The 25,924-nt window shown below is 63.5% G+C and carries 16 protein-coding genes; 9 read left to right on the top strand and 7 right to left on the bottom strand.

Annotated elements, in window-relative coordinates:
- Positions 1-19 precede the first annotated feature (19 nt).
- Positions 20-9,439, top strand: a complete 9,420-nt coding sequence (locus AC3IYG_RS15715) for a retention module-containing protein (protein ID WP_489309914.1) — start codon at positions 20-22, stop codon at positions 9,437-9,439.
- Between the two features lie 116 nt (positions 9,440-9,555).
- Here AC3IYG_RS15715 and lapD read toward each other — a convergent pair whose 3' ends face one another.
- From lapD to AC3IYG_RS15695, 4 genes are all read right to left on the bottom strand, one after another.
- Positions 9,556-11,505, bottom strand: coding sequence for a cyclic di-GMP receptor LapD (gene lapD / locus AC3IYG_RS15710; protein ID WP_489309912.1), 1,950 nt, complete (start codon positions 11,503-11,505; stop codon positions 9,556-9,558).
- A gap of 9 nt (positions 11,506-11,514) precedes the next feature.
- On the bottom strand, positions 11,515-12,216 hold the full coding sequence (lapG, locus tag AC3IYG_RS15705) for a cysteine protease LapG (protein ID WP_489309910.1): 702 nt from the start codon (positions 12,214-12,216) through the stop codon (positions 11,515-11,517).
- A gap of 110 nt (positions 12,217-12,326) precedes the next feature.
- Positions 12,327-12,725 (bottom strand): YbaN family protein, encoded by a 399-nt coding sequence (locus AC3IYG_RS15700; protein ID WP_489309909.1) that lies wholly within the window; start codon positions 12,723-12,725, stop codon positions 12,327-12,329.
- A gap of 10 nt (positions 12,726-12,735) precedes the next feature.
- Positions 12,736-13,323, bottom strand: coding sequence for a UPF0149 family protein (locus AC3IYG_RS15695; protein ID WP_489309907.1), 588 nt, complete (start codon positions 13,321-13,323; stop codon positions 12,736-12,738).
- Between the two features lie 321 nt (positions 13,324-13,644).
- Here AC3IYG_RS15695 and recQ point away from each other — a divergent pair, with 321 nt between their 5' ends.
- The 6 genes from recQ (at position 13,645) to AC3IYG_RS15665 (ending at position 21,652) form a co-directional block, all read left to right on the top strand.
- Complete coding sequence (recQ, locus tag AC3IYG_RS15690; RefSeq protein ID WP_489309905.1) at positions 13,645-15,771, top strand: DNA helicase RecQ; 2,127 nt, start codon at positions 13,645-13,647, stop codon at positions 15,769-15,771.
- 127 nt (positions 15,772-15,898) lie between these two features.
- The gene (locus AC3IYG_RS15685; RefSeq protein WP_489309903.1) at positions 15,899-17,059 is read left to right on the top strand and encodes a GGDEF domain-containing protein; all 1,161 of its coding nucleotides are present in this window, start codon (positions 15,899-15,901) and stop codon (positions 17,057-17,059) included.
- A 128-nt stretch (positions 17,060-17,187) separates the two neighbouring features.
- Entirely contained in the window at positions 17,188-18,204 is a 1,017-nt protein-coding gene (locus AC3IYG_RS15680; RefSeq protein WP_489313930.1) for a DUF2804 domain-containing protein, read from the top strand.
- 172 nt (positions 18,205-18,376) lie between these two features.
- Entirely contained in the window at positions 18,377-18,811 is a 435-nt protein-coding gene (locus AC3IYG_RS15675; protein ID WP_489309901.1) for a MarR family transcriptional regulator, read from the top strand.
- Between the two features lie 294 nt (positions 18,812-19,105).
- The gene (locus tag AC3IYG_RS15670; RefSeq protein WP_489309899.1) at positions 19,106-21,211 is read left to right on the top strand and encodes a motility hub landmark protein FimV; all 2,106 of its coding nucleotides are present in this window, start codon (positions 19,106-19,108) and stop codon (positions 21,209-21,211) included.
- Positions 21,212-21,352: 141 nt separating this feature from the next.
- Positions 21,353-21,652: an Rdx family protein gene (locus AC3IYG_RS15665; RefSeq protein WP_489309897.1), complete on the top strand. Its 300-nt coding sequence runs from the start codon at positions 21,353-21,355 to the stop codon at positions 21,650-21,652.
- Between the two features lie 164 nt (positions 21,653-21,816).
- On the opposite strand, the gene AC3IYG_RS15660 is transcribed toward AC3IYG_RS15665, so the two are convergent.
- The 3 genes from AC3IYG_RS15660 to AC3IYG_RS15650 all read right to left on the bottom strand — a co-directional run bounded on the left by AC3IYG_RS15660 (position 21,817) and on the right by AC3IYG_RS15650 (position 23,878).
- Entirely contained in the window at positions 21,817-22,695 is an 879-nt protein-coding gene (locus AC3IYG_RS15660; RefSeq protein ID WP_489309895.1) for a DMT family transporter, read from the bottom strand.
- Positions 22,696-22,708: 13 nt separating this feature from the next.
- Positions 22,709-23,044, bottom strand: coding sequence for a tRNA-binding protein (locus AC3IYG_RS15655; protein ID WP_489309893.1), 336 nt, complete (start codon positions 23,042-23,044; stop codon positions 22,709-22,711).
- A 69-nt stretch (positions 23,045-23,113) separates the two neighbouring features.
- Positions 23,114-23,878, bottom strand: coding sequence for an AraC family transcriptional regulator (locus tag AC3IYG_RS15650; protein ID WP_489309891.1), 765 nt, complete (start codon positions 23,876-23,878; stop codon positions 23,114-23,116).
- Between the two features lie 136 nt (positions 23,879-24,014).
- Between AC3IYG_RS15650 and AC3IYG_RS15645 the strand changes: the two genes are divergently transcribed.
- Positions 24,015-24,839: a UDP-2,3-diacylglucosamine diphosphatase gene (locus tag AC3IYG_RS15645; RefSeq protein ID WP_489309889.1), complete on the top strand. Its 825-nt coding sequence runs from the start codon at positions 24,015-24,017 to the stop codon at positions 24,837-24,839.
- Positions 24,836-25,870, top strand: a complete 1,035-nt coding sequence (locus tag AC3IYG_RS15640; RefSeq protein WP_489309887.1) for a glycosyltransferase family 4 protein — start codon at positions 24,836-24,838, stop codon at positions 25,868-25,870. Before AC3IYG_RS15645 ends, AC3IYG_RS15640 begins: the two co-directional genes overlap by 4 nt.
- The last annotated feature ends 54 nt before the right edge of the window (positions 25,871-25,924 follow it).

Genomic DNA, 25,924 nt, shown 5'->3' with positions numbered 1-25,924 from the left:
CTGTAGTGAGGAAGGAATCATGGCTGCTCTAATTGGTGTCGTCAGTCAGGTGGTCGGCGAGGTCTACGCGGTAGCTGGCGATGGAACGCGTCGACTTCTTACCGAAGGTGATCGAGTCTTTGCCGGCGAGCAGTTGGTGACGGGCGCGGCAGGCGCTGTCGCGGTAAGCCTGCAAAATGGTCAGGTGCTGACGCTCGGACGCGATAGCAGCCTGGCGCTGAACGAGCAGCTGCTCGCCGGCAACGACACCCGGACGCCTGACGAAGCCAGCGCTCCGACAGCGCCCACTGAGCAACAACTCACCGATGTAGAAAAACTGCAGGCGGCCATCGAGGCGGGCGTCGACCCGACTCAAGCGGCTGAAGCCACTGCCGCGGGCCCTGGCAGCGGTGGCGGAGCTGGCAATGCAGGAGGTGGCCATTCCTTCGTGTTGCTGGATGCCGTGGGCGGTTCGGTCGACCCGGTGATTGGCTTCCCCACCAGCCCCCTCGGCAGCGCGCCGGAATTTCCGAACCCTGATCCGGTTGCGGCGGCGGATGCCATACCCGCACCTGCAGACGTGCCGAACTCCACGCCTGAAATTGAAATAATTAGCGAGGGTGGCAGCGCTCAGAGCTTTGAAGCGGCTCTCGCCACCGGCTCGAACGCCGCCGGCACCGGCGAGTTCACCAGCGGCAGCTTCCGCCTCAGCGATGCCGACGGCCTCGACGACCTGCAAAGCGTCACCCTCAACGGCGTCACCGTGGCGCTGGGCAGCCTGGCCGGCAGCGTGTTCGCCGGTGCCAACGGCACCTTGACCATCACCGCCTACAACGCACTGACCGGAGTGGCCAGCTACAGCTATGAACTGACCCGCCCGACCGTCGATGGCCCACTGCTCGAAACCGACAGTTTCAGCCTGAGCGTCTCGGACGGCACCGCTTCGTCGACCCCGACCAGCATCGTCATCGAGATCATCGACGACGTGGCGAATGCCGAGGATGACAGCCACAGCATCGCCGAAGGCACGCTCGCCGCCATCAGCGGCAACGTGCTGGGCAACGACCTGCACGGCAACGGCCAACCGGGCGCCGACAGCCCGACCAGCTTCGTGGCCTGGAACAGCAGCGCGGCCAGCTTTGGCACCTTTACGAACACCGGCAACGGCACCTACAGCTACGTCCTGAACAACGCCAACCCGGCGGTGCAGGCGTTGGACAGCGGTGAGCGCCTGACGGAAACCTTCAGCTACACGATGCAGGACGCCGATGGCGATCTTGATACCGCGACCCTGACCCTCACCATCACCGGCAGCAACGACGGGCCACAGGTCAGCGTCGACCCGGGCAACGAGGGCGGCAACCAGCAGGTCTTCGAAGCCGGCCTGGCGACCGGCTCGAACGCCGCCGGCACTGGCGAGTTCACCAGCGGCAGCTTCCGCCTCAGCGATGCCGACGGCCTCGACGACCTGCAAAGCGTCACCCTCAACGGCGTCACCGTGGCGCTGGGCAGCCTGGCCGGCAGCGTGTTCGCCGGTGCCAACGGCACCTTGACCATCACCGCCTACAACGCACTGACCGGAGTGGCCAGCTACAGCTATGAACTGACCCGCCCGACCACCGACGGCGCTGGAATCGAAACCGACAGTTTCAGCCTGAGTGTTTCGGACGGCACCGCTTCGTCGACCCCGACCAGCATCGTCATCGAGATCATCGACGACGTGGCGAATGCCGAGGATGACAGCCACAGCATCGCCGAAGGCACGCTCGCCGCCATCAGCGGCAACGTGCTGGGCAACGACCTGCACGGCAACGGCCAACCGGGCGCCGACAGCCCGACCAGCTTCGTGGCCTGGAACAGCAGCGCGGCCAGCTTTGGCACCTTTACGAACACCGGCAACGGCACCTACAGCTACGTCCTGAACAACGCCAACCCGGCGGTGCAGGCGTTGGACAGCGGTGAGCGCCTGACGGAAACCTTCAGCTACACGATGCAGGACGCCGATGGCGATCTTGATACCGCGACCCTGACCCTCACCATCACCGGCAGCAACGACGGGCCACAGGTCAGCGTCGACCCGGGCAACGAGGGCGGCAACCAGCAGGTCTTCGAAGCCGGCCTGGCGACCGGCTCGAACGCCGCCGGCACTGGCGAGTTCACCAGCGGCAGCTTCCGCCTCAGCGATGCCGACGGCCTCGACGACCTGCAAAGCGTCACCCTCAACGGCGTCACCGTGGCGCTGGGCAGCCTGGCCGGCAGCGTGTTCGCCGGTGCCAACGGCACCTTGACCATCACCGCCTACAACGCACTGACCGGAGTGGCCAGCTACAGCTATGAACTGACCCGCCCGACCACCGACGGCGCTGGAATCGAAACCGACAGTTTCAGCCTGAGTGTTTCGGACGGCACCGCTTCGTCGACCCCGACCAGCATCGTCATCGAGATCATCGACGACGTGGCGAATGCCGAGGATGACAGCCACAGCATCGCCGAAGGCACGCTCGCCGCCATCAGCGGCAACGTGCTGGGCAACGACCTGCACGGCAACGGCCAACCGGGCGCCGACAGCCCGACCAGCTTCGTGGCCTGGAACAGCAGCGCGGCCAGCTTTGGCACCTTTACGAACACCGGCAACGGCACCTACAGCTACGTCCTGAACAACGCCAACCCGGCGGTGCAGGCGTTGGACAGCGGTGAGCGCCTGACGGAAACCTTCAGCTACACGATGCAGGACGCCGATGGCGATCTTGATACCGCGACCCTGACCCTCACCATCACCGGCAGCAACGACGGGCCACAGGTCAGCGTCGACCCGGGCAACGAGGGCGGCAACCAGCAGGTCTTCGAAGCCGGCCTGGCGACCGGCTCGAACGCCGCCGGCACTGGCGAGTTCACCAGCGGCAGCTTCCGCCTCAGCGATGCCGACGGCCTCGACGACCTGCAAAGCGTCACCCTCAACGGCGTCACCGTGGCGCTGGGCAGCCTGGCCGGCAGCGTGTTCGCCGGTGCCAACGGCACCTTGACCATCACCGCCTACAACGCACTGACCGGAGTGGCCAGCTACAGCTATGAACTGACCCGCCCGACCACCGACGGCGCTGGAATCGAAACCGACAGTTTCAGCCTGAGTGTTTCGGACGGCACCGCTTCGTCGACCCCGACCAGCATCGTCATCGAGATCATCGACGACGTGGCGAATGCCGAGGATGACAGCCACAGCATCGCCGAAGGCACGCTCGCCGCCATCAGCGGCAACGTGCTGGGCAACGACCTGCACGGCAACGGCCAACCGGGCGCCGACAGCCCGACCAGCTTCGTGGCCTGGAACAGCAGCGCGGCCAGCTTTGGCACCTTTACGAACACCGGCAACGGCACCTACAGCTACGTCCTGAACAACGCCAACCCGGCGGTGCAGGCGTTGGACAGCGGTGAGCGCCTGACGGAAACCTTCAGCTACACGATGCAGGACGCCGATGGCGATCTTGATACCGCGACCCTGACCCTCACCATCACCGGCAGCAACGACGGGCCACAGGTCAGCGTCGACCCGGGCAACGAGGGCGGCAACCAGCAGGTCTTCGAAGCCGGCCTGGCGACCGGCTCGAACGCCGCCGGCACTGGCGAGTTCACCAGCGGCAGCTTCCGCCTCAGCGATGCCGACGGCCTCGACGACCTGCAAAGCGTCACCCTCAACGGCGTCACCGTGGCGCTGGGCAGCCTGGCCGGCAGCGTGTTCGCCGGTGCCAACGGCACCTTGACCATCACCGCCTACAACGCACTGACCGGAGTGGCCAGCTACAGCTATGAACTGACCCGCCCGACCACCGACGGCGCTGGAATCGAAACCGACAGTTTCAGCCTGAGTGTTTCGGACGGCACCGCTTCGTCGACCCCGACCAGCATCGTCATCGAGATCATCGACGACGTGGCGAATGCCGAGGATGACAGCCACAGCATCGCCGAAGGCACGCTCGCCGCCATCAGCGGCAACGTGCTGGGCAACGACCTGCACGGCAACGGCCAGCCGGGCGCCGACAGCCCGACCAGCTTCGTGGCCTGGAACAGCAGCGCGGCCAGCTTTGGCACCTTTACGAACACCGGCAACGGCACCTACAGCTACGTCCTGAACAACGCCAACCCGGCGGTGCAGGCGTTGGACAGCGGTGAGCGCCTGACGGAAACCTTCAGCTACACGATGCAGGACGCCGATGGCGATCTTGATACCGCGACCCTGACCCTCACCATCACCGGCAGCAACGACGGGCCACAGGTCAGCGTCGACCCGGGCAACGAGGGCGGCAACCAGCAGGTCTTCGAAGCCGGCCTGGCGACCGGCTCGAACGCCGCCGGCACCGGCGAGTTCACCAGCGGCAGCTTCCGCCTCAGCGATGCCGACGGCCTCGACGACCTGCAAAGCGTCACCCTCAACGGCGTCACCGTGGCGCTGGGCAGCCTGGCCGGCAGCGTGTTCGCCGGTGCCAACGGCACCTTGACCATCACCGCCTACAACGCACTGACCGGAGTGGCCAGCTACAGCTATGAACTGACCCGCCCGACCGTCGATGGCCCACTGCTCGAAACCGACAGTTTCAGCCTGAGCGTCTCGGACGGCACCGCTTCGTCGACCCCGACCAGCATCGTCATCGAGATCATCGACGACGTGGCGAATGCCGAGGATGACAGCCACAGCATCGCCGAAGGCACGCTCGCCGCCATCAGCGGCAACGTGCTGGGCAACGACCTGCACGGCAACGGCCAACCGGGCGCCGACAGCCCGACCAGCTTCGTGGCCTGGAACAGCAGCGCGGCCAGCTTTGGCACCTTTACGAACACCGGCAACGGCACCTACAGCTACGTCCTGAACAACGCCAACCCGGCGGTGCAGGCGTTGGACAGCGGTGAGCGCCTGACGGAAACCTTCAGCTACACGATGCAGGACGCCGATGGCGATCTTGATACCGCGACCCTGACCCTCACCATCACCGGCAGCAACGACGGGCCACAGGTCAGCGTCGACCCGGGCAACGAGGGCGGCAACCAGCAGGTCTTCGAAGCCGGCCTGGCGACCGGCTCGAACGCCGCCGGCACTGGCGAGTTCACCAGCGGCAGCTTCCGCCTCAGCGATGCCGACGGCCTCGACGACCTGCAAAGCGTCACCCTCAACGGCGTCACCGTGGCGCTGGGCAGCCTGGCCGGCAGCGTGTTCGCCGGTGCCAACGGCACCTTGACCATCACCGCCTACAACGCACTGACCGGAGTGGCCAGCTACAGCTATGAACTGACCCGCCCGACCGTCGATGGCCCACTGCTCGAAACCGACAGTTTCAGCCTGAGCGTTTCGGACGGCACGGCCTCGTCGACCCCGACCAGCATCGTCATCGAGATCATCGACGATCTTCCGGACGCGATGGACGACGGCAATGCCATGTTCGCTTCGGAGACCAATCCGATCCTGAATGGCAACGTGCTCGATAACGATGTGCAGGGCGCCGATCGGCTGCCTGGCGGCCCCATACAACCGGCGGTGCTACAGGGCACCTATGGCACCCTGACGCTGAATGACGACGGTTCCTACGACTATCAACTGGACCCGACCGATGCGGACTTCCTCGCCCTGGGTGGTGGCGGCAGCACGACCGAGACCTTCAGCTATACCCTCGATGATGCCGATGGCGACAGCGACACAGCCGATCTGGTGCTGCAGATCAGGAACAAGGACGATGACGTTCAAATCAAGGACCTGGACGTCAAGGGCGGCGAGCAGAGCGTCGACGAAGACGATCTGCTGAACGGCTCGGATCCGAGCAAGGAGTCCACCACGGTCAGCGGCACCTTCAAGGTGGAGGGCCCGGATGGGTTGCTGAACCTGACCGTGCACGGCATCAGCGTGATTACGAACGGCGTGGTCAACACGTTCCCGCAGTCGGTGACGACCCCGCTGGGCAATATCCTGACCATCACCGGCTATGACGCGGATGATGGCGACGAGGGCATCGTCAGCTACAGCTATACCCTGCTGGACAACGCCCAGCACGCACCGGGTGCCAACGAGAACCTGGTGAGCGAGCACTTCGAGGTGGTGCTCGAAGACGTGGACCATGACACGGAAATCGCGTCCCTCGACATCAACATCATCGATGACGTGCCGACGGCGCATACCGACAGCGACAGTGTGACGGAAGGGGGCGTGGTCAGCGGCAATGTGCTGACTGATGGCCTCGGTGACGTGTTCGGTGCGGACGGCCCGACGGCGAGTGGAGGCGTGGTCGGCGTGAAGGCCGGCAACGATACAGCGACCCCAGCCAGTGGTAGTTTGGGCCTCGCCCTAGCGGGCAGCTTTGGTACGCTGACGCTGCATGCCAACGGCAGCTACACCTACGACGGCGCGCCGAATGTGGTGCTGCCGCTCGGTGCCACGGATGTCTTCACCTACACCATTCAGGACGGTGACGGCGACCTGTCGACCACCACGCTGACCATCAACCTGAGCGACAGCGGGCTGGTAGCGCCCGCCGACAATGATGCGCTGGTCTACGAGAACGCCTTGGATACGGATGTCGATGGTAACGACCTGGCGGCCGGTACGGTGACCGGCAGCCTGCCGGGCAGCAACGGCGAGACGGATGCGAGCAACCAGCTGAATGCCTCGGGTGGCATCGGGACACTGAGCTATGCCGTGGTGGGCAGCGGAGTTGGTGCCTTCGGCACGATCGAGATCCACAGCAATGGCAGCTATGTCTACACGCTGACGTCGCCGGTCAGCAGCAATCCGACCAGCGCTGACGGAGCCAACACAGAGGACAACCGCGACAGCTTCAGCTACACGGTGACGGATGCCAACGGCAACACCAGCACCGGCACCATCACCGTCGATATCGTCGACGATCTGCCGACCGCCGTGGACGACATGGCGGCGAGTGTGGCCGAGGATGCAATCGCAAGCATCGGTGGCAATGTCCTGAGTAACGACACGCAGGGTGCGGATGGTGCGACGTTGACCTCGGTCAGCATCGGCGGGTCGAGTGTCGCGGTGGCGGCCATCGGTACGACCACTGTGGCGACAGTCAATGGTGTTTACACCTTCACGGCGGCCGGTGTTTGGACGTTCGATCCGGCGACTGGACTGAACAATGCGGCCGGGCTGTCTGCTGACTTCAGCTACACGCTCACCGATGGCGATGGAGATACGGACACGGCGGTGCAGCCGATAACGGTGACCGATGGTGCAGGTCCGGTTGCGGGGGTGCCGATCACCTTGACGGTGGATGACCAGAACCTTGCGGACGGTTCGACACCGGCGGGCGCGGACTCGATTGCAGGCTCCATCACCTTCACAGGGGGCGCGGATGCGATCACCTCGATCGTGTTCGGCTCTACGGCGGGCCTGGGTGGCGGACTGACCTGGACGCGGGAGTCGGATACGCAGATCGTCGGCAAGGACGGCGGGGTCACGATCGTGACGCTGAACCTTGGCGTTGCCGGCGCGGTTGCCACAGTCACCGCGACCTTGGCGAATAACTATGACCGCCACCCCGGGCTCGACGTGGACGATTTGCAGGCCTTGGGCTCGGTGGGCGTGATCGCGACCGACACGGATGGCGACACTGCAACCGGGACGGTCACTGTCCAGGTATCCGACGATGTGCCGACGGCAATGGCTGATACCGATTCGGTTACTGAAGACCTCGATACAACTGCGACAGGCAACGTGGTGGTCGCCAGTGATAGTTACGGTGCCGATGGCGGTACTGTGGTGGGTGTCAAGGCCGGCTTGGATGTAGCAAACCCGGTCACCACCGGGGTAAATACAGTGATAAATGGTGTTTACGGCACACTGCTGCTAAATGCTGGTGGCTCCTATACCTATACCCTCAATAACAACAGTCTTGCGGTCCAGCAGCTTAACCTCGGCTCAAATGTGAGTGATGAGTTCACCTATACCATTAGTGACGGGGATGGCGATCAGGCAACCACTACGCTCATCATCGACGTTAACGGTATTAATGACCTCATGCAGGGTGAATTTGCTAAGGAAGTCTGGATGCCGGCGGATGTGGCACAGATGACGAACCCGTATGAGCAGGGTTATCCGCTGCAAATTAAAGTACCAACGGATAGTGATGGCGCTCTAAGTCTCACCATTACCGAGTTGCCTTTGTCGGGGCAGATTGGTTACTACGATGCAACGAATGCCTTTTTGCCAATCAACCTTGGCGTGCTTGACGTGAGTTTGATTGGCGATCTGATCTACATCCCGGAGGCAGGCGCGGCGGACGGTGATTTCTTATTCAAGTTCACTGTCGATTCTAGTGATGGGGAACGTGTGGATGGCAATTTTGTTATTCACACCGTGCCTGCCAATAGCGAGCCGGCGCAGGAGGTGGTAATTGGCGATGGCAAGACCCCCCTTACTTCAGGTAATGATCAGAACAAAGATATTCAATTGTCTCAGCAGTTCGTCAACGGGCTCACCAATAATTTGGCGGCAGCGACTCTGGTGCTGTTTACAGACTATCAAAGGGCACCCTTCGATATCCCTATTTCTGTAGGTGAACGGGATATAGGAACCGAAGCAGGCCAGCATCGGGAAACGGAAGTATCGGTTTCAATTACTGTGGATGGGATTGAGTTCAGTGTGCTTGAAGCCGACCCGGCAGGCAGCATAGATCAGGATTGGTTCTTCGATCCGGCAACAGGATTGATGCGCGCAGAAGTCGGATTTAGCCAAGTTGTGCAGGTTGCCAATCCATCAGTCTCTCTGGATGACTACTTGCTCGCCCATCCGGCGGAGGCTGGTGATACATGGACATTGACTTATTTCGATAACGATGGCGGGAGTTTTCAGGCGCGTTACGTGAAAGGCGAGTTCTTCTACAACAGTCCAGGTGACCCTGGCATCATGGTTGTTGGCGATCCTGGTGTGCCGAACTTGATATTCGGTACTACCTCGGGCGATAGCTTGACGGGTGGCAATGTTGACGATGTCATCAATGGTCGTGACGGTAACGATCAGTTGTATGGACTCGGTGGTAACGACCAAATTGCTGGCGGCGCGGGTCTGGATTTTCTTGTCGGAGGTCATGGCGACGATCTCTTGACGGGAGGAGATGGAAAAGACACCTATGCATGGAATTCCGGCGATACGGGGGTCGATCACATCACTGACTTCTTTATCGACGGGCCCGGTGCGCCAGGAGGCAACTCAGATGCGTTGGATCTGTCGCAGGTGTTGGCCGGCGAGGCTGCGAGCGGGAATGTGTTGGATGATTACCTGAGCTTCACGTTCGCAACGACCAGCACCACCATCGATGTACGGGCGACACCCGGCGGAGCAGTAATGCAGCAGGTCGTGATGGATGGCGTGGACCTATCCGACGGCGCTTACTACGGCAGTACCAATGCAGCGACAGTGATCGATGGCATGCTCAGCGACAACGCGCTCAAGGTAGATACCGTCTAGTCTCGAGCAAGCAGTCAAGCTCGCCACCTTCACGGGTGGCGGGCTTTTTGGGCTTCAAACGCTATCGCGGGCATGACCCCCTCCAATGAGTTGGCATTGTCGCTACAGGTTTGCAGCTATCGCTCCTGCCACGGCATCGGTACGCCGATCAGGCGGCCCATGGCGCCGTGGATGCCGAGTTCGTTGAGTACGGCGAGCTCGCCTTCGGTTTCCACCATCTCCGCCATCAGTGGCAAGTCGATACTGTTGGTGGCGCGGAACATGGCTTCGATGAACAGGCGCTTGTCGCTTTCCTGGTCGATGGCACGAATGTAGGTGCCGTCGACTTTCAGGTACGCGAGGCCAAGGTGGGTCAGGTTGCCGATCAGGCTGAAGCGCCCGCCGAAGTGTTGCAGACCCAGGCTGAAGCCGGCGTCATGCACGGCCTGGCTCAGGCGCTCCAACTCGGCCGGTGGTGGCAGGTGGCGTTCGTCGACCTCCAGGGTCATCAGCTTGGCCTGCTGCGGATGCTCCTTGAGGAGGGCGACCATCCGCGCCTGGCTGTCCGGCTCGCGCAGGGTCGCGGCCGACAGGCTGAGCGCGACCGGGTAGGGGTGTTGCGCCAGATGGGCCAGGCTGTGCTCCAGCATCGCCAGGTCGAAGCGCGCGGCCCAGCCCAGACGCTCGATCCAGGGCAGGAAGCGCCCGGCCGCCACGGCTTCACCTTGCGGGTCGAGCAGGCGCGCGAGAACCTTATGATGCAGCACCTTGCGGATATCCGCGCATTCCACCACCGGTTGGAAGTACAGCTGCAGCTTGCCGTGGTTCAGCGCTTCGTCGATCCAGTTGCGCCAGTCGTTCAAGCCCTGGCTGGGCAGGGCGTTGAAGTCATCCAGCCGCTCCCAGGGTCTGCTCGGGTTGTTCTGCGCCTGGGCCAGCGCCTGGTCGGCCCGGCTGATGACGCTGCTGACCTCCTCGCCGGGGCGGAAGGCGGCGATGCCCAGGTGCGCGACGGGGGTGCAGTCGCTGGCACCGGTTTGCCGCAGGCTTTCCAGGCCATCGCTGAGCTCCAGTGCCAGCCGGTCGGCATCCTCGCCGGCCAGCCCCGGCGCGAGCAGGGTGAACTCGCCACCCCGGCTGCGCGAGGCCAGCCAGTTGCTGCGGCTTGGCTGGTCGAGCAGGCGCTTGAGCAGCTCGCCGATGGCACTGATCAGGGCATCGGTGCGTTGCCCGCCGAGGCGTTTGTTCAAACCGCCCAGGTCATTGACCCGCAGCAGCACTAGGTAGCCCTCGGCGTTCTGTTCGTGGACAGCCAGCTGGTTGGCCAGGTTGATGTCGAACAAACGACGGTTGGCCAGGCCCGTGAGACTGTCCTGGTAGGCTTCCTCACGCAGTTTTTCGCTGCGCGCGGCTTCTTCGGCAAACAGGTTCTTCAGCTTCTCGACCATCTGGTTCATGGCCAGCACCACCCGTTTCAGTTCCGGCGTGCGGGGTACATGCGGCAAGGTGAAGAACTCGCGGCGGGTGATGGCCTGAGCCTGCTGCACCATGTTGTCCAGCGGCTTCAGCTGGGTACGCAGCAGCCAGCCGCCGAGAATCGCGCTGAGCAATCCGCACAGCAGCAGCCAGAGCAGGCTGCCGATGGCGCTGTCCCAGAGCTTGGCAATGGCGAATTGCGGATGGCTGAGCACCTCGATCCGCGCGGCCTGATCCCAGCCACGCATGATCAGGGCATCGCCGCCTTGGGGCTTGAGGTTGACCAGTTTGACGAACCAGGCGGGCACTTTGTCCGACGTGGTGGTGGTGCGGCGCTCGACAATCACCTGGTCATCGGGAATGCGCACCACGCGGATGGTGGCGAAGTAGCCGCTATCGAAAATCGAGCTGACCATCAACTCGATCATCGCCGGGTCGTCCGCATGCGGGGTCATCGACAACCCCAGCGCGGTGGCCGCGTCCTGCGCGTGGGAGCGCAGTTGGCTGAGCAGTTGGGCGCGCGAGCTTTCCACGCCGGCGATAAAGCTGCCGGTAAAGGCCACCACCAGGAACAGGCAGATGGCGAGAAATAGCTGCTTGAGTAGCGACATTGCGTTCTCCTAACCCTCACCAACGGCGAAGCCTTCGACGTGCATTTTTTTCAATAGGTCCTGCCAGCGCGACAGCTTCTTGGTGTCGCCGCGTTTGCCGGCGGAGCCAGGCAGATAGAGGCCTTCGGCGTTGAAGGCGTAAACCGGTAACAAGTCTTTGCGTTGCGAGGCGGGGCGGATGTCGCCGATCAGGTTATCCAGCACCAACGGCTGTGCCGTGGGGCTGGCGTAATAGGTCAGCACCATGTGGGCCACGTTGTAGTTCAGGGCTTTGACGTAGGTGATGCGCAGCTTTTCGCTGGGGATGCCGAGGCGGCGCAAGGTGAAGTACTTGGCGATGGAGTAGTCCTCGCAATCGCCGGCACCTTTGACCAACGCTTCGATCGGCGTGGCCCAATAGTCGTTCTGTCGCCAGTTGCGGCTGTCATCGACGAAGCGCAGTTGGCGATTGAAGAAGCGATTGACCGCGCTGAGCTTTTCGCTCTCGGGCAGCTCGCCGCTGCTGTCGATCAGCGCATTCCATTCCTCGATCCGGCCCTTGGCCGCGCCCAGGCTGCCGTAACGGGTTTCGGCATTCTGGATGATGACGCCGAAGTCCCAGTTGGCCCAGACGTTGGCGACGCCAACGATCAGACCATACAGCAGGCACAGAGCCAGGCAGAGCGCCAGCGGGCACTGTTGCCGTCCATGGGTGCGCTGCCGACGCCGCATATGCCGCATCTCCGCCGAAGATGAAAACAGTCTAGGCAGTACGTTGGGTTTTTGCCGGGCGTAGAGGCTTCAACAGCCGGTCAATAGTGGCTTACTGTGCCTGCGGGCACTCAACGACTGGGCAGGGTTTTTTGCTTGAGGATGTAGATGCTGACCAGAACCGCGCTGCTGAGCATGAACCCGCGGGCCCAGGGCAGTGGTACCAGGTAGCAGGAAATGCCGATGCTGAGCCACATCAGGCCGATGGCGTAGACCTTGCCCTTGAGCGGGATACCGTTGCCGTCGAGGTAATCGCGAATCCACGGGCCGAGCCTGGGATGGCTGACCAGCCAGAGGTAGAAGCGCTCTGAGCTGCGGGCGAAGCAGGCGGCAGCCAGCAGCAGGAAGGGCGTGGTCGGCAGCACCGGAACGAAGATGCCGATCACGCCGAGCACTACGCTCAACCAACCGATGGTCAGCAGGGCGTAGCGTACGGCGGGGTGACGACTTATGTGGACATCGCGGTTCATCCGCGAATCCTTAGTGGTGGCGCGGCTTGAGCAGCGCGGGCTTCTCGTCTGGGGCATTGCAGAGCAGGAACAGCGCAGTCAGCAGTTCGGGGATTTGCTCGACCATGTCGTCCATCAGGTCGCGGTCACGGGCGATATCGACGAACTCGGGTTGTTCATCGAACAGGCCGGAGCCGACCATGATCGGCAGCAGCAGCTCGCTGACTTCATCTTCGGCATTTTCAAACCAGGCGGCTTCGCGCAGGAACACGCCTTCCATGAAGCCGATGCACCAGCCGCGAATGTCGGAGTCGTCCGGCACTTCACCGAGGTCGAGTTCGCAGGGCAGTTCCAGGTCGTCATCGGCGGCCAGCATGCGGGTGATGTGGGCTTTGAGCTGGATCAGGGTGGCCTCGATCTCTTCCCGTTCGGCATCGCTGCGGTAGTGCGGTGGTTCGGCGAACAGGGCGTCGATCCATTCACGCTCCGGCGCTTGCTCGGCGCAGATCGACAAAGCGGTCAGGTAGCCATGTGCGGCCACGTAGTCCAAGGCCTCGTCGTGCAGCTCGTCGGCGTCGAGGAAGGCTTGCAGGCGGGACAGTTGCTCAGCGAAGGACATCGTGGGACTACCTTAGAAAGACGTATAAGGCTGGATTTTAGCCCGGATAGCCCTGCAAAGCGGTTGTGATCTGAGTTTTTTTTCGATTTAACCCCCGTTCACCCCTCGCGCTGGCGCCCACGGCTGCCATCAAAGAGGAATTGGCCTGCCCATGACCGATGGGCGTCGACCTCTGGCGCGGGCGGCTGGCGTATACTGCGCGGCTTTGTGACGGCGCTCGGGCGCCACCCGCCGAGCGCGGGCATCCTCGGCAAACGCTCGTGCAGCCTGTTGCGGCGGGCGTTTTCGGGGACTCTTCTTTTGCAACTGCTTGGGGTTTATATGCTCGAACCGGCTTTGCGCATTCTCAAAGACATCTTCGGCTATGACAGTTTCCGTGGGCGTCAGGGTGCGATCATCGAGCGCGTCGCCAGTGGCGGCGATGCCCTGGTGTTGATGCCGACCGGTGGCGGTAAGTCGCTGTGCTTCCAGGTGCCGGCACTGTTGCGCGAAGGCCTGGCGGTGGTGGTGTCGCCGCTGATCGCGCTGATGGACGATCAGGTCGCCACGCTCGACGAGCTGGGGGTGGCGGCGGTCGCGTTGAATTCCACCCTGAGTGCCGATGAGCAGCGCGAAATCGCCGAGCGGATCAAGCGTGGCGAGATCAAACTGCTGTACCTGGCCCCCGAGCGCCTGGTGCAGCCGCGCATGCTGGCCTTCCTGGAAAACCTCGATATCGCCTTGTTCGCCATCGATGAAGCGCATTGCGTGTCGCAATGGGGCCATGATTTCCGCCCGGAATACCTGCAACTGGGCCAGTTGGCCGAACTGTTCCCGAATGTGCCACGGATCGCCCTGACGGCCACCGCCGACATGCGCACCCGCGAGGAGATCGTCACCCGCCTGCACCTGCAGAATGCCGAGCGCTTTCTCTCCAGTTTCGACCGCCCCAATATCTTCTACCGCATCGTGCCGAAAGAGCAGCCGCGCAAGCAGCTGCTGGCCTTCCTCGCCGAACGCAAGGGCGATGCCGGGATCGTCTACTGCCTGTCCCGCAAGAAAGTCGAAGAAGTCGCGGCCTTTCTCAGCGCCGAGGGTTACCCGGCGTTGCCTTACCATGCTGGGCTGCCCCATGAGTTGCGCGCCTATCACCAAAAGCGCTTCCTCAACGAGGAAGGCCTGATCATGGTCGCGACCATCGCCTTCGGCATGGGCATCGACAAGCCCAACGTGCGTTTCGTGGCGCACCTGGACCTGCCGAAATCCCTCGAGGCTTATTACCAGGAAACCGGCCGGGCAGGGCGCGACGGCTTGCCGGCGGATGCCTGGATGGCCTACGGCCTGCAGGATGTCGTGCAGCTCAAGCAGATGCTGCAGAACTCCGAAGGCGATGAGCGCCACAAACGCCTCGAACAGCACAAACTCGATGCCATGCTGGCGCTGTGCGAGCAGATTCGTTGCCGCCGCCAGGCGCTGCTGGCCTATTTCGATGAAGACCTGCCGCAACCGTGCGGGCATTGCGATAACTGCGTCGACGGTGTTCAGACCTGGGACGCCACCGAGCCGGCGCGGCAGGCGCTCTCGGCGATCTTTCGCAGCGGTCAGCGCTATGGCGTCGGGCATCTGGTCGATCTGCTGCTGGGTCGCGATAACGACAAAGTGCGCAGCCTCGGCCATCAGCACCTGTCGGTATTCGGGGTCGGCAAGGCGCTCAGCGAAGGCGAGTGGCGTTCGCTGTTCCGCCAATTGGTGGCCCGCGGCTTGGCCGATGTCGACCTCGAGGGCTACGGCGGGCTACGCCTGAGCGACAGTTGCCGGCCGTTGCTGCGTGGCGAGGTGGCCTTGCAGTTGCGCCGCGACCTCAAACCGCAGCACAGCGCCAAACCTTCGGCCAGCGCCGCCAGCCAACTGGTGCGTGGCGAGGAACGCGAGCAGTGGGAGGCCCTGCGTGCGCTACGGCGCAAGCTGGCCGAGGAGCATGCGGTGCCGCCCTATGTGATCTTCCCCGATGCGACCTTGCTGGAGATGTTGCGCAGCAAGCCGGGCTCGATGACCGAAATGGCCCGCGTCAGCGGCGTCGGCGCACGCAAGTTGGAGCGCTATGGCGCGGCCTTCCTCGAGGTGCTGAGCGGCTCGGCCGAGGCGCCGCAGGTGGTGGTCGATCTGCGACACGAGCTGATCAGCCTGGCGCGCGCGGGCATGACGCCGCAGCAGATCGCCGGGCAGCTCAAATGCAGCGAAAAGAACGTCTATACCCTGCTGGCCGAAGCCATCGGCCGGCAACAGCTGTCGTTGGAGCAGGCGCTGGACCTACCTCCTGAGCTGCTGGGCGAGGTTCAGGACGCATTCCTCGATGGTGAAGGCGAGTTGCCGCCGGTGACGGCGTTATCCGGACAGTTTGCCGGGCGGGTGGCGGACGGGGTGCTCTACTGTGTGCGGGCGGCGCTGCAGTCGGAGTTCGAGGTCTGAGCAGAGCTGGCCGGGCCGAGGGCTGATTTCGCCAAAACCTTGGCGCATTAAAATGACAAACTTGTGACGCGTATCACGAAAGGCTAAGGTGGTTCGAAAGCCTCCCCCCAATGAGAAGAGGTCGAAAGTGCCGTTTCATCATGCCTGGCTAGACGACGTCCGCTCCAACCCCTATGCCGATCAGCTGGCGCTTGGCTTTCGCCTGCTGCGCTTCGTGCGCCCGTTGGAGCGTGAGTACCGCGCCTACATGCGAGATGACGGCTTCGACCTCAAGCGCATCGTGCTCAGTGTCGGCATGCTGCTCTGGCTGGCGTTCGCCGGTCTCGATTCATTCCTGATCCAGCCCCCGCAACTCTGGTGGATACTCGCCGTGCGTCTGGGCGTGCTCCTGTTGTTGCTGGGCTGCGGCGCACTGGTCGTGCAGCGCCGGCACACACAGCTGTTGGTGCCCATGAGCCTGACCTGTATCGGGGCGCTCGGCCTGGGCGCGGCGGCGGTTGTGGCGATCGCTCACACGGCTGACCAGACCTACCCCTATGAAGGGCTGTTGCTGGTCTGCATGGCGGCTTACTTCCTGGTCGGCCTGCGGCTTTCCGAAGCGCTAGGCAGCTCCCTGGCGGTGCTGCTGGCCTATGTCGGTTTCGAGTTGCTGGCCGGTCTGCCGATCCCGCGGCTGGTCAACAATGTGCTGTTTCTGTTGTTTGGCAACCTGATGGGCGCTGTGGGCTGTTACCTGCTGGAGTTCAAGTCGCGGGAGCATTTCCTGGTCAGCCGCTTGATGCGCGTACTGGCCGAACACGACAGCCTCACCGGGCTGCACAACCGGCGCAGCTTCAATCGCCAACTGGAGCGGCTGTGGCGCCAGGCGCAGCGGGAAAAACAGCCCCTGGCGCTGCTGCTCTGCGATATCGACCACTTCAAGGCCTATAACGACCGCTACGGTCACCAGGCCGGGGATAATGTGCTGCAACGGGTCGGTACGGTGCTCAGCGAGGCCGCACGCCGGCCGTTGGACATGTCGGTGCGCCTCGGTGGCGAGGAATTCGCGGTGCTGCTGTATGACATCACCGAAGAGCAGGCCTGTCAGCGGGCCGAAGACTTGCGCGCGGCGTTGGAACACTTGGGCATCCGCCATGAGCGTTCGGAAACCGCCAGCATGGTCACCATGTCGATTGGCGTGGCCTGCCTGCGACCGGCGGAAGGCGGCGAGATCGCCCAACTCTACGAGCACGCGGATCGCGCGTTGTATGAAGCCAAGGCTTTCGGCCGCAATCAGGTCGTGGTCTGAGTGCCCGACCGTTCGGGTGCCGGTGGGCTTGGCCGATTTTGTCCTGGCACTTGGCGCCGGCGGTGACTGCCTAGCCTGGCGCGCACTGTTAGCATCGCCGCGACCACTCGCCGCGAGTATGCCCCTTGATTGATCGACTGATTCAGGCCAATGGCCAGCCGCACTACGGCATCTTCCCAGCCGCGCCCGGCGTGATCAATTACCGCGATTTCGACTTCCGCTCGCCCATGGGCCAGCGCCTGGGGCGGCTGGCCAAGTGGCGGCGGTTTCATCAATTCCAGTATTTCGGCCTGATCAGCGAGGCGCTGATCGGAGGTTGCGCGCTGGCCAACCTCAGCCTGGCGGGGATCGGTTTTGTCTACCTGTTCCACCCCGCCAGTGGGCGGATGATCGAGCGCCAGTTCAAGTTGCCGCTGGGTTTTGGCACGCGCTTTTCACAGCAGCCGAATGACGGCGTCTGCGAACTGCGCAGCGGGCGCAATCTGCTGCGCCTGGAAAATCATGGCGCCGCGCAGGAGAAGCGCCTGCTGGTGGAGCTGGACGACGGCACGCGCATCGATGCCTGCTTCAGTGAGGCCACGCCGGCGTTTCAGCCAATGTGCATCAATACGCCGACTGCGGTGAATGGTTGGGTCTATGCGCAAAAAGTCGCCGGCGTACGCTGCAGCGGGCAGGTCAAAAGTGCCCTGGGTGACTTCGATCTGGGCGCGATCGAGGCTTTCGCCCATCACGACTGGTCGGCCGGCTATATGCGCCCGGAGACCTGCTGGAACTGGGCCTGCTTGTCGGGCCAGGCCGGTGCGCAACGGGTGGGCTTGAACCTGTCCTGCGGGGTCAATGAAACCAGCTTCACCGAGAACTGCTTCTGGCTCGACGGCGAACTGCTCAAGGTCGATACGGTGCGCTTCGAGTATGACCGCCAGCAGCCGTTGCAGCCCTGGCGGATCGAGTCTCACGACGGTCAGGTGGAGCTGCGGTTCGAAGCCCGTGGCCTGCACCAGGAGCGGATGAACATCGGCGTGCTGGCCAGTAACTTCAAGCAGATCTTCGGTCAGTTCCGTGGTGTGTTGCGACCCCACGGGCGGCCGGCAATAGCCATCGACAACCTCTGGGGCTTTGTCGAAGACCAATACGTGAAATGGTAGAAACCTGTTCCCAGTGAGTTGCGCTCAGCCCGACTGGATTGATAACAGGCTCGACAGGTGCTCGCGACGGGCCTGAATGGGTGCCATGGGCGTGTCAAGATCTTGCTCGGTGGCTGAGGTTATGATTAGCTGGCTAATAATTAGCTTTGGCGGCAATCAAGAGCCTTCATTTATGTCACACACCGATCAACATCGTTTTGGTATGCAGCTCGCTCAACTCTCCCGTTCCTGGCGCGCCGAGCTGGACCGGCGCCTGGCCGGACTGGGCCTGTCTCAGGCGCGCTGGCTGGTGCTATTGCACCTGGCGCGCTTCAGCGAATTGCCGACCCAGCGTGAGCTGGCGCAGAGCGTCGGGGTTGAAGGCCCGACCCTGGCACGTTTGCTCGACAGTCTGGAAGCCCAGGGCTTGGTCAGCCGCCACGCGGTAGTGGAGGATCGGCGGGCGAAGAAGATCGCTTTGAACCCCTCGGCGCGGCCCCTGATCGAGCAGATCGAAGCCATTTCCACGCAGCTGCGCCTGGAACTCTTCGATGGCATTGGTGAAGAGGAGCTGCGCCATTGCCAGCAGGTGCATGCGCGGATTCTGAGCAACCTGGAAAAACGCTGAGCAACGGCTGCGCCGGCCGCTGGCTCGATCAGGCTGAGTGGCAGGGCGCTATTTTCTCACGCGGTTTAGTGACTGCTTTTCCATGCTTTTGCGTATCATGGCGGTATGCCTTATTGCTGCGCGTTACAAAAACGCGAAAATCCGCAAAACATAGCCATAATCAGCCGGGTTTGACAGGGACGTTTGGCCCCGACGCAAGAATTTGCTGCACCGTTTGTTTGCACCACCAACGGATGCTCACGCTAAGGCGTGCAGTGGTGCACTTATCCGGAGTGGAGTACAGGGAGAGGTCGCATGACTACTCGGGTTCGACAACTGTTGATTGGCTTGGCGTCAGGCTCGGCGTTCTACTCAGGGTTGGTGCCGGCATTGGGGCTGGGCGAGATCACCCTGCATTCGGCTTTGAACCAGCCATTAGAGGCCGAAATCGAATTACTCGAAGTCGCCGACCTCAGCGCTAGCGACATGCGCGTGCGGCTCGCGCCTGCCGAGGTGTTCACCCGTTCTGGCGTCGATCGCCTGGTTTTTCTCAACGACCTGCGCTTCACCCCGTTGCTGCGCGGTGGCAAGAGCGTGATTCGCGTCGTCTCGAGCCAGCCGGTGCATGAGCCTTACCTGAATTTCATTGTCGAAGTGGCGCGGCCCAATGGTCAGTTGTTCCGCGAATACACCGTATTGCTCGATCCGCCCGGCTCCTCCGCCTACCGCAGCGTGGCCCAAGCGCCAGTCGCTCAGGCACCGGCCAGCCGGCCGGCGGCCAAGGCGCCTGTTGCCGCGCCCCGCGTCATGCCGAGCGCCCACTTCGGGCAGCGTTATCAGGTCGCCAGCGGCGATAGCCTGTGGACCATTGCCGCGCGCTTGCGCAGCGCGGGTAGCCCGGCTTCGCAACAGCGCCTGATGGGCGATATCCAGGCCCTCAATCCGCAGGCCTTCGCCAACGGCGATATCAATCGCCTGCGCGCCGGGGCTTATCTGTTATTGCCGGATACGGCCGTCAGCGCTGCGCCAGCAAGCCAAGCGCCGGAGGCTGTTGCCACTGCGCAGCCACTGACACCGCAACCGCCGCCCGTTGACCCGCAGGCCGAATTGATCGCGCAAGTGCAGCGGCAGGTCGAGGAGGAGTTGGCCGGCCACGCCGCAGAAAACCTGCAGTTGCAACAGAGCATGGCCGACCTGCAGCTGCAGTTCCAGCAGTTGCAGGCGCAGTTGAACAGCAAGGACCAGCAAGTGGCGGCCTTGCAGGCCGAATTGGCCGCCCGCCAGACGCCCGCCGAACCCGTTCCCGCGCCCGTTGTGGCGGTAGACGCTCAACTGCCTGCGGTAGCGGCGAGCGAGCCGGCCGGGTCGGCTGCAAACAACTGGATCGGCGCCGCTGTAGCGCTGTTGATGGTGTTGCTCGCCGGCTGCATCGGCTTGTTCTGGCGCAACAGCCGTCAGGTCGTGGTCCAGCCCGAGTCCGACGATCAGGCAATGCCTGAGTCCGCTGAGGTCATTCCGCAGGTGCTGGTGCAACCGCCCAAGGCCACCGCTGTACGGGCCGAGGCGCCGGTGCCGGTGGCCGCCAGTCGTTCATCCGGTGCTAACGACACGCTTGAAGGCGCGAATATCTACATTGCTTACGGGCGTTTCAACGAAGCCGCCGCCACCTTGCGCAACGCCTTGGCTGCCGAGCCGCAGCGCAGCGATATCCGCTTCCGTCTGCTGGAGGTGCTGGCGCAGATGGGCGATGCGCGGGGATTCAGCCAGGAAGAGGCAATCTTGCGCGACTCCGGTTTTGCCGCCGCGCCCATAGACCAGCTCAAGGTTCGCCACCCTGATCTGCTTGTGGCTGCACCGGTGGATGCCTTGGACGACGTGCTGGACCTGGAGCTGAGCCTGGACGAAACGCCGCCGCCACAGCCGTTGCTGGATGAGCTGACGGATGACGACTTCCAGCTCAACCTGGACAACTTCTCCCTGGACCCGGACTGGGACCTGGTCAGCCCGTTCTCACCGCCGACGCGCAACAAAGCTGTTGCTGCTGCTGTGGCGCCCGGCCAGGCGACGATCGATTCGAGCCGCAACCCGCGCGCGGAAAACTTCGGGCTCGCGGGGGAGCGCGATGCGCGCAGTCCTTTCGCCAACTCGATGCTGGTCGAAGAAACAGCCGACGAAGGCTGGTTTGAAGATGAATTGCAGGATGCCTTCATCAGCCAGCCGCTGGCCGAAGACAGCGCGTTGTTGAGCGACCTCGATCACCTGGCGGCGCGCCGCGATAACCTGGCCAGGTTCAATCAGGCCCTGGCCTATATCGAGCAAGGTGATCTGGAAAGTGCCTGCAGCATCCTCAATCAGCTGATCAATGATGGTGATGAGGAGCAAAAACGCGAAGCTTCCGAGCTGCTGGCAAAGATCGCTTAACCCATAGAAGCCAGCCACGTTCGTGCAGAAGCGGGCCATGCCCGCGACAAGCTGGATGTCTCGCGGGCATGGCCCGCTCCTACACATCGTCCTTTTGCGGGTCGGCGTTATCATGACGACCCGCGCACTCGGGTACATGCCATGTCCAATCCAAAAGCCGAAGTCGTCATTACCTATTGCACGCAATGCCAGTGGTTGCTGCGCGCCGCCTGGTTGGCCCAGGAACTGTTGTCGACCTTTGCCGACGACCTGGGCAAAGTCAGCCTGGAACCGGCTACCGGCGGGGTGTTTCGCATCACCTGCGATGGCGTGCAGATCTGGGAGCGCAAGGCCGATGGCGGCTTTCCCGAGGCCAAGGTGCTCAAGCAGCGCGTCCGCGATCAGATCGACCCGGCGCGCGACTTGGGGCACAGCGATCGGGTTGCGCCGGCAGGGGATTGAATGTCCGCGTCCCGGCCCTTGTCGGGGCTTGCGCATACCGAACGTTTATCGATTTTGCGCTTGTGCGGCCATGACGAAGGCTGCGGCGTAGGGCGCACAACCTTACCTGTCTCGCTGATCCCGGGTGCCGGGGTAGCGGGTGTGGTTACAGTGTCAACTGGCCCTCAGGCGAGCACTTCCAGCGGTTTGCTGGCGCCGCCCATCCGGGCCGAAAGGAAGATGGCGAAGATGATCAGCGCGCCGCCGCCGATCATCCACAGCGTCGGCGTTTCGGCGAAGATCAGCCAGGCGAAGGTGATCCCATACACCGGCTCCAGGGCGAAAACCACGGCGGCGGTGCGTGCCTTGAGCACGTCCAGGCTGGCGACGAACAGGCTGTGGGCCACGCCGGTACAGAGCACGCCGAGCAGTGCGAGCCAGAGCCAGTCGAGCGCCGATACGCTGGGCAAAGTGGGCACGGCGAAGGGCAGCAGGCACAGCGCGACGACCAGGTTCTGACAGAGGGCGGCCTGCACCGGTGCGACCTTGCCGGAGCCGGCGCGGTTGATCAGCGACAGCAAGGCGAAGAGTAGACCGGAAAGTATGCCCCAGAGCAGCCCGACCGTGGCGCCGCTGGCCAGGTTGAAGTCCGGCGTGACCAGTACCAGGCCAATGCTCACCAGCGCCACCAGAATGACTTCATGGCGGCGAATGCGTTCGCGGAAGATCAACCCTTCGAGTATCACCGTCAAGGCCGGGAAGCTGGTGAAGCCCAGGGTGGCGATGGCGACCCCGGCGACTTTCACCGAAATGAAAAAACTCACCCAGTGCCCGGCCAGCAGCAGGCCGCCGAGGGTCAAACGCGCCCAGTCGCTGACGCGCAGGCGTTGCCAGGAGGTGCGTGTGACCAGCCCGGCGAATACCGCCAGTGCCAGCACGGCGAACGCGGCGCGGCCGAAGACGATCATCGCCGGCGTGGTGGCTGCGAGCTTGCCGAGTACGCCGGTAAAGCCGAACAGCAGGGCGCCACAGTGCAGGGCGGTGAGGGCGGAGCGGTGATTCATGGGTGTCCTTGGTTCAGGCCAGGCGGCTGCCGTTGGCCAGGGGGTGGTCGAAGCTGGCCAGGACCACGCGATTCTCCACGTCATAGGCTCCGGTGACGAGGACCTCCGAGCGTACACCGGCAATCGACTTCGGCGCGAAGTTGCACACGCAGAGCACTTGCCGGCCGACCAGACTGTCGGCGGCATACAGGGCGGTGAGTTGGGCGCTGGAGGTTTTCAGGCCCAGCGGGCCGAGGTCGACTTCCAGCACATAGGCCGGTTTGCGCGCTTTTTCGTTGGCTTTGACGCTGCGGATGGTGCCGACGCGCAGTTCCACGCGCTCGAAATCCTGCCACTCGATCGTTTCCATGCTGCCTGCACCGTGACTGATGTAATGGCGCCAGTCTAGGGGCTGCGGGTGGGGCTGTCTGTCGCGCGGCTAGCGGGAATTGTCGCGCGACTCGCGGCGCAGGCCGCGGGGTGTGGCGCCAAACTGGCGGGCGAGGGCCGCAGTGAAGGCGCTTTGTGAGTTATAGCCAACCTGGGCGGCAATCTCACCGACCGCCAGTTGCGTACTGCGCAACAGTTCCAGCCCCCGTTGCAGGCGACGGCTACGCACATGCTCCATCGGTGTTTGTCCGGTTTCAGCCAGGAAGCGGGCGTGGAAGCGCGCGCTGGACAAACCGCTCAGGCGTGCCAGGTCGGCGACCTGCAGCGGGTGCGCGGCGTGCTGGTCGATGTAACTGTCCAGTGCGGCTAACGGCAATCCCGGGGTTGCTGCGGCGCCGTGGTCCTCGGTCGCCAGGCTGGCCAGGAGCAGGGCCGCGCCTTGCCGGGCGATGACCGGGTCATCGATCGGGCTGGCGGCCAGCCAGTTGACCAGTTGATTCTGCGCCGGGCTCAGGCATCGGGCGGCGGGTTTTTCCAGCAGGCGCAGGCTGCTGTCCGCATGGGGGCCGAGGGTGTTGCGCAACCACTCGCGGGGCGGTACGTCGAGCACCAGGCACTGGCTGCCACTGGGGCTGTCGCAGGCGTGGTGGGTTGCGCCGGGAACCACTACCAGGCGTTGGCGGGTGACCTGGCTGCCATGCCCGCCGACCTCGAAGTCCAATTGGCCGCTGAGGCCGAACACCAGTTGGGCGTGCTCGTGGCTGTGAGCGATCAGGTCATGGCTGTAGTGGCGCAGGGAGAGAATCGAGCGCATCGCGGTTTCCTCGGCTGAGGCGCTCAGTCTACCCGCAGTTGCCGGCGTTGGCGCTGTCATCAGATTGTCGTTTGCTTGTCATGCGGCTTTCACCGCCAGCGCTCAAGCTCGGAAAAACCCTGCCGGAGGCCGCCCCATGAGCAGTGCTCAGCTCGTCAAACCCAGCCGCAAGCAACGCGTCCGTACCCTCTGGATCTCGGATGTGCACCTGGGCACCCGCGATTGCCAGGCCGAACATCTGTCGCAATTCCTCAAGCGCTATCAGGCGGACAAGGTCTACCTGGTCGGCGACATCATCGACGGTTGGCGGCTGCGCAGCGGCATCTTCTGGCCGCAGGCGCACACCAATGTGATTCGCCGCTTGCTGACCATGAGCAAGCGCGGCACCGAAGTGGTCTACGTCACCGGCAACCATGATGAGTTTCTGCGCCGTTACTCCAAGCTGATTCTCGGCAATATTCAACTGGTCGACGAAGCCGAGCACATCACCGCCGACGGCCGCAAGCTGTTGGTGATCCATGGCGACCAGTTCGACGTGATCACCCGCTACCACCGCTGGCTGGCCTTCCTCGGCGACTCGGCCTACGAATTCACCCTGACCCTCAACCGCTGGCTCAATCACTGGCGCCGCCGTTACGGCTACGGCTACTGGTCGCTCTCGGCGTACCTCAAGCACAAGGTCAAGAGCGCGGTGAACTTCATCAGCGACTTCGAGGAAGCCATTGCCCACGAATGCGTCAAGCGCGGTTTCAATGGCGTGGTCTGCGGGCATATCCACCATGCCGAGATCCGCCAGATGGGCGAGGTCGAGTACATGAACTGCGGCGACTGGGTCGAGTCCTGCACGGCGTTGATCGAACACCTGGACGGCAGCATCGAGCTGTATCGGCTGGCCGACGATCAGGCGCGCCAGGCGCAGCAGGCGGCCCAGCAGGTGTTGGCGGTCGAGCCGGCGGCATGAGAATCCTGATCGTCAGCGATGCCTGGCTGCCACAGGTCAATGGCGTGGTGACCAGCCTGCAAGCGCTGGTCGCCGAGCTGCGCGGGCTGGGGCATCTGGTCAAACTGTTGTCGCCGCAGGATTTTCGCCACCGGCCCTGCCCGACCTATCCGGAGATTCCGTTGGTGTGGGACGTGTGGAAAGTCGGTGCGGCGATCCGCGACTTCCACCCGGATTGCGTGCACCTGGCCACCGAAGGCCCGCTCGGCTGGACGGCTCGGCGTTGGTTGGTCAAGCGCGGCCTGGCTTTTTCCACGGCGATCCATACGCGCTTCCCGGAGTATGTACACACGCGCTGGCCACGAATTCCGCTGGCTTGGGGCTATGCCTACCTGCGCGCCTTTCACCGCCCGAGCCAGGCGGTGCTGGTGACGACCGAACGCTTGCGCAGCGAGTTCGCCGGCTGGGGGCTGCAGCGCTTGGGGCTGTGGCGCAAGGGTGTGGATCTGCGCCAGTTCCAGGCGTCGCCGAGCTGTACGCAGCCGGCTCAGCCAGTATTCCTGTATGTCGGGCGGATTGCTCCGGAGAAGAACCTGGAGGCCTTTCTGCGTCTCGATTTGCCTGGCGAAAAGCGCGTGGTCGGCGACGGTCCGCAGCGTGCCGAGTTGCAGGCGCGCTATCCGCAGGTGCGCTTTCTCGGTTACCAGCATGGCCAGGCGCTGGCCCAGGCCTATGGCGAGGCCAGCGTGCTGGTGTTTCCTTCGCGTACCGACACCTATGGCTTGGTGATGCTGGAGGCGTTGGCCTGCGGCACGCCGGTCGCGGCCTTTCCGGTCGCCGGACCGTTGGACGTGCTGGAGGCGGGCGTTACCGGCGCGCTGGATGAGGATCTGGCCAGGGCCTGCCTGGCAGCGCTGGCGTTGGATCGCAGCGTTTGTGCCGAACGGGCGGGGCGACAGTCCTGGCGAGCTTCGGCGCTGGAGTTTCTGGCGCAACAGCCGCTGCTCGATGGCGAACCGTGCGAAGTCGCAGAAGCCTTCGCCAAACCGTAGCAGTGGCAAGTCGGGCGGCGCTGTCGGAGGTTTCCCCGGCCGGGTTACGCCGGT

It is taken from the genome of Pseudomonas sp. KH_027 (genome assembly GCF_057838565.1).
Note: the sequence above shows the minus strand (reverse complement) of the source record. Positions and strands in the feature narration are given on the sequence as shown.

Bases quoted from the DNA above. Each gene is read 5' to 3' on its own strand.
- AC3IYG_RS15715 (WP_489309914.1), top strand. From the start codon at position 20: ATGGCTGCTCTAATTGGTGTCGTCAGTCAGGTGGTCGGCGAGGTCTAC.
- lapD (WP_489309912.1), bottom strand. From the start codon at position 11,505: ATGTCGCTACTCAAGCAGCTATTTCTCGCCATCTGCCTGTTCCTGGTG.
- lapG (WP_489309910.1), bottom strand. From the start codon at position 12,216: ATGCGGCGTCGGCAGCGCACCCATGGACGGCAACAGTGCCCGCTGGCG.
- AC3IYG_RS15700 (WP_489309909.1), bottom strand. From the start codon at position 12,725: ATGAACCGCGATGTCCACATAAGTCGTCACCCCGCCGTACGCTACGCC.
- AC3IYG_RS15695 (WP_489309907.1), bottom strand. From the start codon at position 13,323: ATGTCCTTCGCTGAGCAACTGTCCCGCCTGCAAGCCTTCCTCGACGCC.
- recQ (WP_489309905.1), top strand. From the start codon at position 13,645: ATGCTCGAACCGGCTTTGCGCATTCTCAAAGACATCTTCGGCTATGAC.
- AC3IYG_RS15675 (WP_489309901.1), top strand. From the start codon at position 18,377: ATGTCACACACCGATCAACATCGTTTTGGTATGCAGCTCGCTCAACTC.
- AC3IYG_RS15670 (WP_489309899.1), top strand. From the start codon at position 19,106: ATGACTACTCGGGTTCGACAACTGTTGATTGGCTTGGCGTCAGGCTCG.
- AC3IYG_RS15665 (WP_489309897.1), top strand. From the start codon at position 21,353: ATGTCCAATCCAAAAGCCGAAGTCGTCATTACCTATTGCACGCAATGC.
- AC3IYG_RS15660 (WP_489309895.1), bottom strand. From the start codon at position 22,695: ATGAATCACCGCTCCGCCCTCACCGCCCTGCACTGTGGCGCCCTGCTG.
- AC3IYG_RS15655 (WP_489309893.1), bottom strand. From the start codon at position 23,044: ATGGAAACGATCGAGTGGCAGGATTTCGAGCGCGTGGAACTGCGCGTC.
- AC3IYG_RS15650 (WP_489309891.1), bottom strand. From the start codon at position 23,878: ATGCGCTCGATTCTCTCCCTGCGCCACTACAGCCATGACCTGATCGCT.
- AC3IYG_RS15645 (WP_489309889.1), top strand. From the start codon at position 24,015: ATGAGCAGTGCTCAGCTCGTCAAACCCAGCCGCAAGCAACGCGTCCGT.
- AC3IYG_RS15640 (WP_489309887.1), top strand. From the start codon at position 24,836: ATGAGAATCCTGATCGTCAGCGATGCCTGGCTGCCACAGGTCAATGGC.